General features: G+C 32.9%; 15 protein-coding genes and 1 pseudogene. 3 read left to right on the top strand and 13 right to left on the bottom strand.

Going from position 1 to position 11,431, the window contains the following annotated elements; translation table 11 throughout:
- From DTA23_RS00075 to DTA23_RS00045, 7 genes and pseudogenes are all read right to left on the bottom strand, one after another.
- The coding region (locus DTA23_RS00075) for a type I restriction enzyme subunit R domain-containing protein (RefSeq protein ID WP_146752968.1) at positions 1-951 on the bottom strand (951 nt) is incomplete at its 3' end.
- Positions 952-1,024: 73 nt separating this feature from the next.
- On the bottom strand, positions 1,025-1,405 hold the full coding sequence (locus tag DTA23_RS00070) for a hypothetical protein (RefSeq protein ID WP_112373430.1): 381 nt from the start codon (positions 1,403-1,405) through the stop codon (positions 1,025-1,027).
- Positions 1,406-1,600: 195 nt separating this feature from the next.
- Positions 1,601-2,104 carry a DEAD/DEAH box helicase family protein gene (locus tag DTA23_RS00060; RefSeq protein ID WP_112373428.1) on the bottom strand — a complete coding sequence of 168 codons (504 nt, stop codon included), beginning with the start codon at positions 2,102-2,104 and terminating at the stop codon, positions 1,601-1,603.
- Complete coding sequence (locus DTA23_RS00055; protein ID WP_112373427.1) at positions 2,091-2,717, bottom strand: type I restriction endonuclease; 627 nt, start codon at positions 2,715-2,717, stop codon at positions 2,091-2,093. Before DTA23_RS00055 ends, DTA23_RS00060 begins: the two co-directional genes overlap by 14 nt.
- A gap of 18 nt (positions 2,718-2,735) precedes the next feature.
- Positions 2,736-3,112 (bottom strand): annotated as a pseudogene (locus DTA23_RS28250) (restriction endonuclease).
- Between the two features lie 214 nt (positions 3,113-3,326).
- Positions 3,327-3,626 carry a winged helix-turn-helix domain-containing protein gene (locus DTA23_RS27330; RefSeq protein ID WP_218565275.1) on the bottom strand — a complete coding sequence of 100 codons (300 nt, stop codon included), beginning with the start codon at positions 3,624-3,626 and terminating at the stop codon, positions 3,327-3,329.
- A 94-nt stretch (positions 3,627-3,720) separates the two neighbouring features.
- On the bottom strand, positions 3,721-4,644 hold the full coding sequence (locus DTA23_RS00045; RefSeq protein ID WP_112373426.1) for a tyrosine-type recombinase/integrase: 924 nt from the start codon (positions 4,642-4,644) through the stop codon (positions 3,721-3,723).
- Between the two features lie 110 nt (positions 4,645-4,754).
- Here DTA23_RS00045 and DTA23_RS00040 point away from each other — a divergent pair, with 110 nt between their 5' ends.
- Positions 4,755-5,012 (top strand): restriction endonuclease subunit S domain-containing protein, encoded by a 258-nt coding sequence (locus tag DTA23_RS00040; protein WP_112373425.1) that lies wholly within the window; start codon positions 4,755-4,757, stop codon positions 5,010-5,012.
- Complete coding sequence (locus DTA23_RS00035; RefSeq protein ID WP_112373424.1) at positions 5,009-5,704, top strand: restriction endonuclease subunit S; 696 nt, start codon at positions 5,009-5,011, stop codon at positions 5,702-5,704. The genes DTA23_RS00040 and DTA23_RS00035 overlap by 4 nt, the downstream gene beginning before the upstream one ends.
- A 129-nt stretch (positions 5,705-5,833) precedes the next feature.
- On the opposite strand, the gene DTA23_RS00030 is transcribed toward DTA23_RS00035, so the two are convergent.
- Entirely contained in the window at positions 5,834-6,391 is a 558-nt protein-coding gene (locus DTA23_RS00030) for a restriction endonuclease subunit S (protein ID WP_172462276.1), read from the bottom strand.
- A 90-nt stretch (positions 6,392-6,481) separates the two neighbouring features.
- Complete coding sequence (locus DTA23_RS00025) at positions 6,482-7,375, bottom strand: Fic family protein (protein WP_112373422.1); 894 nt, start codon at positions 7,373-7,375, stop codon at positions 6,482-6,484.
- Positions 7,376-7,435: 60 nt separating this feature from the next.
- Here DTA23_RS00025 and DTA23_RS00020 point away from each other — a divergent pair, with 60 nt between their 5' ends.
- Entirely contained in the window at positions 7,436-8,074 is a 639-nt protein-coding gene (locus tag DTA23_RS00020; protein WP_204990819.1) for a restriction endonuclease subunit S, read from the top strand.
- On the opposite strand, the gene DTA23_RS00015 is transcribed toward DTA23_RS00020, so the two are convergent.
- From DTA23_RS00015 to DTA23_RS00005, 4 genes are all read right to left on the bottom strand, one after another.
- Complete coding sequence (locus tag DTA23_RS00015; RefSeq protein ID WP_112373420.1) at positions 8,067-9,233, bottom strand: restriction endonuclease subunit S; 1,167 nt, start codon at positions 9,231-9,233, stop codon at positions 8,067-8,069. The genes DTA23_RS00020 and DTA23_RS00015 overlap by 8 nt on opposite strands.
- A gap of 47 nt (positions 9,234-9,280) precedes the next feature.
- On the bottom strand, positions 9,281-9,937 hold the full coding sequence (locus DTA23_RS28245) for an N-6 DNA methylase (RefSeq protein WP_256602444.1): 657 nt from the start codon (positions 9,935-9,937) through the stop codon (positions 9,281-9,283).
- The gene (locus DTA23_RS28240; RefSeq protein ID WP_256602442.1) at positions 9,832-10,809 is read right to left on the bottom strand and encodes a class I SAM-dependent DNA methyltransferase; all 978 of its coding nucleotides are present in this window, start codon (positions 10,807-10,809) and stop codon (positions 9,832-9,834) included. Before DTA23_RS28240 ends, DTA23_RS28245 begins: the two co-directional genes overlap by 106 nt.
- Positions 10,810-10,902: 93 nt before the next feature.
- Entirely contained in the window at positions 10,903-11,394 is a 492-nt protein-coding gene (locus DTA23_RS00005; RefSeq protein WP_146752967.1) for a restriction endonuclease subunit S, read from the bottom strand.
- Positions 11,395-11,431 lie beyond the last annotated feature (37 nt).

Below are 11,431 nucleotides of genomic sequence, written 5' to 3'. Positions count from 1 at the left end.
TGCCGCTGCAATTTTTTCAGCTTTAGCTCTTGGTCCTACCAATTTTTCAACTTCCTCAGCAAAGGCTTCAGTATCTAAAATATCCAAAGGTTCTACTAAACGAATGATTTCCTCCGTAATGACATGTTGATCGAGCAATTTCTGCAATTGCTTTTCGTATTGTGTAAAACTGATTTTATCGAGATAAATCGAATTTGCTGCGACACGAATACCTGCAAATTTTTTAAGATCGTCTTTATACTGCTTAATTTCTTGCTCCGATGTTTGGTTATGAAAGTCAATAGAAGATAATGCTACCTTTAGCATTCTGGCAAAAATATTAAATTTAGTATAGAAATCATCTCTTATAGACTGGTCAGATAAAAAGACGATATATTCATCAATATTCTGCTTATTGCTAATGGTTTTGAAAATATTCAACAAATCAGTATGAGCACGGGGTAATTTATTTATTTCTTCAGAAATATCTGTTAAAGAACCTGCCAGATCTTTTGGATCAAAGAAATTATCATCTCCAGAATAATTCTCCAAAGCTTCCTGAAGTTCTTGCATTATTCCAGCATAATCAATTATGTATCCATAATCCTTTCCGGGGAAAACTCTATTTACTCGGGCAATAGCTTGAAGTAATGTATGTTCTCGTAACTTACGGCATAAATACATCACAATCGTCTGAGGTACATCAAACCCTGTAAGAAGCTTATCAATAACAATCAGTAATTCGATATTTTCTCCTTTTTCGTATTGTTGTATGATATCTTCATCGATCCGCTGACCGTATTTGGTTTTTAATAACTCATAATATTGAGTGACTTCGGGCGATTCAGAGCTGTGTACATCTTCATTATTTTCTCGTGTATCTGGAGCCGACATGACTACTTCCGTTTTTACTTTCCCGATAAGGTCAAATGCTTTCTTGTATTTAACGGCAGTTAATTTATCTGGACACACCACCATACCTCTGAATCCTGAGTGTATTCCTGTTGTTTTATTTCCATCTCCCCAATTTGAGTAAAAATGCTGACTAATATTCCTCGCAATTTCGTGAATATTTTTGTTCCGTTTTGGTAATCAAGCCTGCCCGGCTCATTTTCTTTTTCAGATCGGCACGTTGATATTCTTCCAGATCTTCCATCACCATATCCACATTTTTATCGAGCACCTTTCGATTTACGTCCTGTACTGCCAATCTTCCTTCATATAAAATAGGTACGATAGCCCCATCTTCAACCGCCTCTGAGATGGGATACGTATCTATTATACCTCCAAATTTATTCGCTGTATTTTTTTGTTTTTTCATCAACGGCGTTCCTGTAAATACGATAAAGCAAGCGTTAGGCAATACTTTTTCCATATTCACATTAAAAATACCATGTTGTGTTCGGTGAGCTTCGTCAATTAACACAAAAAATATTGTGACTGGTTAATTGATTATCTGACAAACTTTTGACTGCTGCATCAAACTTGTTGATAATAGTAGTTGTTACAAAATCACCATTGCCCTTCAGTAAGCTCACTAGTTGTTTACCAGATACGGCATTGATGACATCTACTTCTACTTTTTGTAATGTAGACGTAATTTGTCGGTCTAAAATCAATTCTATCTGTCACTAAAATAATTCTGAGGATTATTTATAGTGTCTTGAATTTTACGAGCCAGCATTGCCATTGTCAAAGATTTCCCACTGCCTTGTGTATGCCAGATAACACCTCCCTTTCTTTTACCGTTACGAACGGGTTTTATCCGTTCAATGATTTTGTTGATGGAAAAGAACTGCTGAAAGCGGGCAATTTTTTTGACAACACCAGCTTCAAACAGAATAAAGTCCTTAACAATAGCTAATAAACGCTCAGGACTTAACAAACTTTGGATAAAAATATCCTGTTGGGTAGGTGCTACGTATTGTTGATACTTTTCTTGGTATGCAATATGGTCTGATTTAGTTCTAATATCCGGATTCGAGAAAAGTTTTGCTTCTATATCCTTTGATAAAGCGGTATTTACTAAATCATCTAAACCGTCAATAAACTGTACCTCCTTCTCTTTCCAGATTGCCCAAAACTCTTCTTTAGTATTGGTGGTGGCATATTTAGTTTCTAACAAAGAGGTTGCCTAATAATACCTGACTATATACATATAAATTACGAATACCATTTTCTTGTTGGTTTCTGATATGTTGAGAAATTGCTTCGTGAATAGGCGTTTTGATTGTTGGACTTTTACATTCTATAATAGCTAACGGAATACCATTGACAAATAAAGAAATATCTGGTCGGTACGTATCTTTTCGTCCTGTACGTAATACCGAAAATTCTTCCGATACGTGAAAATAGTTGTTAGTAGGATTTTCCCAATCAATATATTGAATTGTATGACTTTTTTTGTCACCATCAATAGATTGTTCTAAAGCATGTCCAAATACCAACAAATTGTAAATTTGATTACAAGCTTGTACCAATCCCTCAGAAAGTGGTATATCCTGAAGTTTCTGGATTGCTTTTTCAATATTTGTTGATTCAAACTTCGTTTTTTTACTTCCGATTTTAATATCATTGATATGCATCAAACGCTCTCTGAGAATATCAGTTAAAATAACATTACTTTCTCTATTTTCACGAAGTTGTAAGGCTTCGCTGGGGGATAAGTAATCATACCCCAGATTAATAAGTAGTTTGAGCGCAGGAATTTGTGATATATTATCTTCGGTGAATGCCATGGTATGGATTTATGGATGCTATTTTACTGTTCTACAAAGAAATCTTCGTCTAAATGTTTTTACTTCATAAGTTGCTTTTATTTGTACACCAACATTATATTCGTGCATTAAATCAACCAATTTATTACCATCTATCAAAATTATTTTGTGATGTGCGTTTTTAGCCTTTTCCTCTGCTCCTTTATCAAATAAAGAGGTTGTCACAAAAACACCTTTGTTAGTGTCACCACTCATTGCCCAATGAAATTTCTGATGTCTTTTTCACGGACTTTATTTTCTGTAAATCTTTTTGCCTGAATATAAATCTTATCCAAGCCGAGTTTATCTTCATTTATAACTCCGTCAATTCCTCCGTCAGAAGATTTTGTAGTTTCAATAAAATCTCCATACCCCATCTTCTTTAACAAAATCAAAATAACTTTTTCAAAATAATAGGGATCTATTTCTTTCAACTTTTCAAGAAGTTCGTTCTTGGTTTCCTTCTCAATTTGATTAAAGCCTTCATCAATTAAATCCTGGGGAGAAGCATTCGATATTTTCTTTATTTCTGTTGATTTTTTATCATTTTCTGTTTGATAAAAATCCATTAAAGAACTTTCCTGCTCTAAGCTATTTAAACTTAAATGTGTTTTTCTGAGCAATTCCTTTTTCCGTAATTTGTACATTTCCTCTTGAAGGATAATGAATATACCCGCCTTTTTTAAGATAAGATTTTCCCCAAGCAATTCTATTATTGATTAAGTTCTCTCCAGATTTTGTCGTTTCTTCAAGAAGTTCTTTGGGTAAATGAGCGTAATACTTTTCAATCACCCTCTTTTGCATCACCCTTGTATGAATTACTTCTCCGTTTGATAAAATCTCCAGAATCGGATTAAAGGTTTCATGGAATTTAGGCAGTTCTTGATGCATTTATAAATTAGAAATTATGAGTTATGATACTAACTTTCGTACTGAACAAATATAGCAAAAAATGCACTCATAACTCATAATTAGCAACTCTTAACTACCTTAATGTCTTAAACATTTGCTCAATAGCTTTCTTCTTTTGCTCCATATTAGGATGAACATAGAGATTTAAAGTGGTGCTGATGTTAGAATGCCCTAAAAGTACACTTACAGTCTTGTAATCACAATTACTTTCGATACATCTTGTGGCGAAGCTATGCCTTAGACCGTGAAATTTTAGTTCCGGCATATTGAGCTCCTTCATTAAGTTTTTATAATAACTACGGTATGTTCGGGGTTCTGTAGGTTTAGCATCGTTTGTCAAAACAAAAAATGATGGATTGACAATTTTTTTAAATGGCTTCAATATCTTCAATAAATCCTTACTGATTGGAACTTCCCGAATGGAGTTTTTGGTTTTTGGCGTATCTAAAATCAGTTCCGTTCTACGGTTTCCTTCTTCAATCACATAAATACGTTGAATCGTACGATTAACACTGATAACACCGTTATCTGTATCTATATCCTGCCATGTTAATGCACACACTTCTCCAATACGCATACCTGCACTCAAGCAGATATAAACTCCTAAATTTCTGAATGTAAAATGTTCCTGTATATAGCTCATTATTTTTTTCTGATCTGCCCGGCTTAATACTTCAATATTGTGTTTTTCACGCTCTGTAGGAAACTGTATGTCAAAAGGCGTATAATCCAACCATTTATGTTTTGCACCAAATTTGAGAATCATCTTCAGCACAATCAGTATATCTTTAATTGTCTTATGGCTCAAACCTGATTCCAATTTCTGGAACACAAAACTTTGTACATCAGCCTCTTCAATAACAAATTGATCACCAAAAACAGGTTGTAAATGATTTTCAATCAGAAGTGTATAAGCTGAAAAGCTTGATTTCTTGACATACTGCTTCTTGTCTACTTTCCAAAGTGTGATCACTTCTGAAATTCGTTTTTTATTCATTTTGCTTAAATTTTAAATTAATATCAAAGGAAAGCAATTAAGGTTTTTTAAACCTTGAGGATATAAGTTAGTCAATGTTCCCCCTTTGAGATTTCCGGGTTTGAAGGGGAATGGGAAACAAAGAAGTTGGGGAGATTGCAACGTTTTCCAAGGGAAAAGGCATTTCTAAAAGCGATATTGCCGAAAACGGACTTACTGAATGTATTAGATATGGAGAACTATACACATATTACGGAGAAGTAATCAATGATATAAAATCCAAGACTAATGTTGATACATCTAATTTAGTCTTAAGTGAGGTTAATGATGTTATCATTCCTGCATCGGAGAAACAACAATTGATATTGCAACAGCTTCATGTGTATTGAAGTCTGGCATTGCATTAGGAGGTGATTTGAATATTATCAAAACCGAGAATAATGGAGTGTTTCTATCTTATTATTTGAATAATAAAAAGAAAATGGAGATAGCCAATTTGGCACAAGGAATTTCAGTAGTACATCTTTACTCAAGCCAATTAGCTACTCTGACTTTAAGTTTTCCAAAGTTGAAGGAGCAAAATAGAATTTCTACATTTTTAGCTTTATTTGACGAAAGAATCCAAACCCAAAACAAAATAATTAAACAATTAGAAACCTTAATTAAAGGGCTTTATCAAAAAATATTTGAACTCAATCGATTTCAGTTTTCTATTCTTCCTTTAAAATCACTCTGCACTATAAAAAAAGGAGAGCAAATAAATGCCTCCAAATTATCTGAAACAGGAATTTATTATGTAATGAATGGCGGAATATTACCATCTGGTTACCATTCTGAATACAATTCAGATGCAGAAATTATTTCTATAAGTGAAGGTGGAAATTCTTGTGGATATGTTCAATATAACCATACTAAATTTTGGAGCGGAGGACATTGTTATACACTAAACAATATCGATAAAATCATTAAAAACAAATATCTATACTATTATTTGAAAGCCAACGAAAATAAAATTATGGCACTTCGTGTAGGTTCTGGTTACCCAATATTCAAAAATCTACTTTGGAAAAATTTGAAGTGAAAATTACTAACCTTTATGAACAAGAAAAAGTTGTATTAGCTTTGGGGAGCTTATCAACCAAAATAGCTGTAGAAAGTAAACTACTTGAGCAATATGAGATACAGAAAAAGCATTTGTTACAGAACCTGTTTATATAAACAGGTTCTGTAACAAATATTGTTTTTGAGAATGGTATTTATCTAAAATATTTTTCTCGGTTTCTATCTTTGTATCAATGGAAGAAAGAAATTGCACTATAGTATTTTGTTCTTTTGATGTCGGGAGATAAATTTCAAAACTTTTTACCGTTTCTGCATTTAGATTTCCTTGTGTTCCCGTTGTAATATACTTATCAACATATTTCTGAAAATAGACCAAGTAATAATATAGATATTCTCGATTAATTTCATTTTTTGGAATTAAATTCAGTACAGCTTGAGAAGTTGCCAACTCGATTTTATTTATACTGACAAAACCAACCGAAGCATACATTGAGTATATTATAGAATTTATTGGAACTATCCAACTTGCCGAGCTCTTTAATCCTAATTCAGAGATATTTCTTTCAGTTGAAAATAAATACTTCCCTTGTATTGTCATATCACTGATTGAAAGAAATGGAATATTACCCTCATAATATTCTTTTATGGTCGATTTTGGTGTGCCTCCACTTTTTGTTTTCTCACAAATTTCTCCCAAACTCTTCAATGTCCATCCATCCTTAAATTCCCTAAATCTAATTTTTCGAGAAAATATCTTTTCACTTAGCCCTTTACTATGGGAAATAATATCTCAAATCTAATCAAACTCTATTAGAAAATATTGAAGAATAGCTTTGTAATTATCCTGAGCTGTAAGACAGGTATCTAACAAGTATTCTCGAATATGATTCCACTCCTGTAAACCTCTGTAGTAAAACAGTTTAATGTCTTCATCAATAATGAAGGGCACTATATTATTGGCAAGACATTCCTTAAACATGATTAGCCGACCAACACGACCGTTTCCGTCCTGAAAAGGGTGAATGATTTCAAACTGGTAGTGAAAGTCTATAATATCTTCAAAAGTTTTCTTTTCAATGCTGTGGTAACCAGAAAGTAAATCTTTCATTTTTGCCGTCACCTCTTTAGGTGGGCAAGTTTCATTGCCACCTACTTCGTTAGGGAGTTTTTTGTATTCGCCAACATTAAACCAGTCTTTTCGACTATCAGATGTTCCTGATTTCAGGAGAAAATGTAATTCCTTTATAAATGATTCTGATAATTTAGATTTTGCTTTATCAATGATTAAATCAATACATCGAAAGTGATTGGTCGTTTCTATGATGTCATCTACATTAACGCTTTCTTTGGAAGCTCCGATAGTATTCGTTTCAAAAATATATCGAGTTTGATCATGGGTTAACTTGCTTCCTTCTATGCGGTTTGAGTTATAGGTCAGATCGATTTGCGTACGGTGATAAATACCACCTTTGAGCTTCATTTCTTTTTGCTCTTTGAAATGATTGAGTAATGGATTATCACTAAATTTCTTCTTATTTGCTTTCTCAGGCAATATCGCATCATCGGGAATATTCCATGTTTTACCAGTTAAGAAAGCCCCCTTAATCCTTCCTGTTGCACAGTAATTCCGGACGGTTCTTTCCGGAACATTCCACTTTTTTGCAAACTCACTTACTGAAATATAATTCATAGCTTTTGATTATAGATGCCGTTATCGGCAAATATACAACAAATAACAACTATATATTGATTGATTTCTGCCGATAACGGCATGATTAAGGATTTAATTTCCTATGTGAATACGATTAGTAAGAAAATATTCTCTGCTCAATTGAGCTTTAAAAATGAAAATGGGTATGTTTTCCCTAAGTGGGACTCAAAAGAAGTAGGTGAAATTTTTAAAATAACAAGAGGAAATGTCTTAGCCATGAATCTATTGTCAAATGAAAGGAATAAAGAAAAACCTTTTCCTGTTTATTCTTCACAAACAAAAAACAAAGGACTGGCAGGTTATCATAGTGATTTTTTATTTGAGAATGCTATTACTTGGACAACCGATGGTGCTAATGCAGGTGATGTAAACTATCGTATCGGAAAATTCTATTGTACAAATGTTTGCGGAGTTTTATTAAGTAAAGATGGTTATGCAAATGTCTGTATTTCTGAATTAATAAACTCTGTATCAAAAAAATATGTTTCTTATGTTGGAAACCCCAAATTAATGAATGGAATTATGGCTAAAATAAAAATTCCATTTCCATCTTTGGAGGAACAACATAAAATAGCTGACTTTTTATTATCTATCGATGCGAAAATTGAAATTGAAACCAGTATTTTACAGCAATTAGAGAGACAAAAGACATACTTTTTAGCCAATTTGTTTATATAAATAAATTGGCTAAAAGATATTGTTTCTGTTTAATCAATAGCATATGAATTTCAAACTCAGTTTTTACTTTATCATCAATACTTGATAAAAAATTTGCAACATGTTTCTGTTGAATATAATTTGGCAATTGTATTTCCATAGGTTCAATTTCGGAAATGTAATGGCGTTTGTGTTCATTTGACGATAGATTTAAAAATGACAAATATTCAAATATAAATTTTAGATTCACATTTGGTTTAGCTGTCAAAATTTTAATTGCTGATGATTTTACTTTGAATAGAAAATCCACAAACTTTACATCCATTGTAAAATCATCGAAAATAATACATTGCCCCTTATCATAAATACCATATTCTTCATCGGTATATCCCAATACAAAAGCTTTATTCGCGGTTAGAACTGGAATCAAGGAAATATCAGATGAATAATCTGTATTTGTCACCAAATATTTAGTTGGCTGTTCATAGTTTAAAGCATCCTTAACTTGAACCAATTCATTTTCTTGATTAAGAATTTGTTCATAGAGTTGATAGCGAATCGTATTCTTTAATAACTTCAACTCCTCAATTATTTTGCTTTGGGTTTGGATTCTTTCGTCAATGAGTGATAAAAAAGATGCGATTTTTAGTTGTTCATCCAAGATAGGTGTAAATAATTTTATACCCTTGATGCTTTCAAAATTTAGACCTTCACGACCGCTCCCCGTTTGTAAATTATTGAAAATAATTTGACCTTTATTTGATGAAAATATAGGTTGAATAAATCTTGGATTATATTGTTGACTTAATCTTATAATGCAGACATGTTGATTAACATTTCCAATTTTAAAATCATTAGACACAACACAGCTTCGCCCCAATGAAGCACCTGTTATATTAAGAAGTATATCATTGGGGTTAACAATGCTGTTTTTCATTTGGTTATTTACAGATTCTGGAATAAATACAGAATTATCTAATTCTAACCTGTCGTTGTTTACATTTTGACTCCGTATAAAAAGTATACCTTCCTTTGTGTAAACGGCTTCACCTCCTAAAGGAGTCTTTCCACTATTGACTTTATCAGCAATCTCTCCCAACCTCTTCGTTTGCCATTCCTCTTCAAATCCCGGAAATCTCAAAGGGGGAACGTTACCTACTTTTAATTTTTTATTTTCCATCTCGATGACTCAATTTTCGTTAGTAAAAACATTAAGGATTTAAAAAATTAAAAATCAATTCCCAATTCTTTCAAATACATATTAATCTCCTTATCCAACTCATCTCGTTTTGCTTCCAAAGATTTGATTTCCTGCATCACTGCCTGAATGTCGATTTCGGGTTCTGGTTCAAAAGTATCAACATAACGAGGAATGTTGAGGTTGAAATCATTCTCCTTTACCTCTTCAAAACTGGCTATATAAGCGAATCTTTCTTCAACAATTCCTGTTTCCATTGCCTGATCATGAAACTGCGTGAAAATATCTGTAATATGCTGAATGTGTTTTTCCCCTAAGGAATTTTGATTTTTTCCCGGTACAAAATCTTTGCTGGCATCAATAAACAGTACTTTCTCTTTGTTTACTTTTTGCTTGTTGAAAATAAGAATAGCAGCTGGAATACTTGTGCCAAAAAACAAATTGGAAGGTAAGCCTATCACTGCTTCAATCAAATCTTCTTCAATCGTTTTAGTGCGAATTTTTCCTTCAGCAGCTCCTCTAAATAATACACCATGTGGTACAACCACACCTGCTTTACCAGTATTATTCAATGATTCTATCATATGTGAAATGAAAGCCCAATCTCCTTTAGATTTTGGTGGCAAACCTCTCCAGAAACGATTGTAAGAGTCACTTGCCAAATCATCTGCTCCCCATTTATCCAATGAAAAGGAGGGTTGGCTAATACCGTATCGAATAACATTAAAGCATCTCCTTCCTTGTGCTTTGGGTTTCTCAACGTATCTCCCCAACGTATCACAGCACTATCATAGCCATGCAGATACATATTCATTACAGCCAATGCCCAAGTACTACCATTTGCTTCTTGACCATATAGCGAAAAGTTATTATCACCCACCTGGCGTCCTGCTTTGATTAAAAGAGAGCCTGAACCACAAGTAGGATCATAAATACGTGAACCTGGTTTAGATTTGGTCAGCTTAGCCAATAATGTAGAAACCTCCGCCGGAGTAAAAAATTCTCCTGCTTTTTTCCCTGAATCAGATGCAAAATTAGCTATCAAAAATTCGTATGCTCCTCCAATGACATCGTTATTTTCTAAATGAGAAGAAGAAAGGTTTAAAGAATAAAAATCGTTCAACAAATTACGTAATCTGGTTATTTTGCCTTTTGCATCTCCCAAATTAGAGCTGTTAAAATCAATATTTCTAAAAATATTAGATCCATCATGACCGCCTAATTTTTCTCTGTTTGCTTCCTCCAATTCCGCTAAAGCATGATTGATCATTTCCCCAATCTTTGGATTGTTACGGTTTTCATATAAAAAATAAAAGCTTGATTCTTCAGGAACTATAAAACGCTCTCGCTCCAATGCTCTTTTTACACGTTCTTCGTTGCCTTCATATTTTTTTGCATATTCTTCTTTTTTCTCATTATACACATCGGTTACATACTTTAGAAATAACATGGTGAGTATGTAATCTTTATATTGAGAAGGATCGATTGTACCACGAAATGTGTCACAAGCTTTCCATACTGTATTGTTTATATCTTTTTGACTTACTTTAGTACTCATTTTGTAGTTTTTTATAAGTTACTGTATTGATTAAATTTTCTTTAAGAGTGATTAACTCCTTTTGAATAACAACTTGTTCTTTTTTTAAGAAATCTAATTTATGATCTGCTTTTGCGTCTCTAAATTAGGAATAATAATTTCCAAGTCTCCTAATTCTTGTTTTGTGATCGAGGGTATATTTTGGGTCGTCATTTTAGAAGCAAATACTTTTAATGTTTCAGGATGATTCAGATACCAAACCAAGAATTCAGGTAAAATAAGATTATTTTGAATAGTTAAAACCAGAAAAGAAGCACTGGCAATAGTAAAGGAATATTCATTGCGGAATAAGGCAGCGAAAAAACGTCTTCCCTTGGCATTGAATAAAACCTCGTTATATTGTAAGAAATTTTTTTCAATAGCCGGCTTTATCAAAACGTTAGCTTCAAGATCGTTTCTTAAATTTCCATCATCATCATAATCAGAAGTTCCAACCATTCTAACATAGGCATCGGTCAGTTGCTTCTCATCATTGTTAACGGTTTTAGGAACCACCATTCCCGACCTTATATTAACAATATCTGATAATTTAAACTTTTTGTTCATTTCTTTATTTTTAAACAAGCTCTCCGTTCTGTATAAA

This window comes from Sphingobacterium multivorum, assembly GCF_900457465.1.
GTDB lineage: Bacteria > Bacteroidota > Bacteroidia > Sphingobacteriales > Sphingobacteriaceae > Sphingobacterium > Sphingobacterium multivorum.
Note: the sequence above shows the minus strand (reverse complement) of the source record. Positions and strands in the feature narration are given on the sequence as shown.

Coding starts and splice junctions, on each gene's coding strand:
- DTA23_RS00025 (WP_112373422.1), bottom strand. CDS start 7,375: ATGAATTATATTTCAGTAAGTGAGTTTGCAAAAAAGTGGAATGTTCCG.
- DTA23_RS00040 (WP_112373425.1), top strand. CDS start 4,755: ATGGGAAACAAAGAAGTTGGGGAGATTGCAACGTTTTCCAAGGGAAAA.
- DTA23_RS28240 (WP_256602442.1), bottom strand. CDS start 10,809: ATGAGTACTAAAGTAAGTCAAAAAGATATAAACAATACAGTATGGAAA.
- DTA23_RS27330 (WP_218565275.1), bottom strand. CDS start 3,626: ATGCATCAAGAACTGCCTAAATTCCATGAAACCTTTAATCCGATTCTG.
- DTA23_RS00015 (WP_112373420.1), bottom strand. CDS start 9,233: ATGGAAAATAAAAAATTAAAAGTAGGTAACGTTCCCCCTTTGAGATTT.
- DTA23_RS00045 (WP_112373426.1), bottom strand. CDS start 4,644: ATGAATAAAAAACGAATTTCAGAAGTGATCACACTTTGGAAAGTAGAC.
- DTA23_RS00005 (WP_146752967.1), bottom strand. CDS start 11,394: ATGAACAAAAAGTTTAAATTATCAGATATTGTTAATATAAGGTCGGGA.
- DTA23_RS00055 (WP_112373427.1), bottom strand. CDS start 2,717: ATGGCATTCACCGAAGATAATATATCACAAATTCCTGCGCTCAAACTA.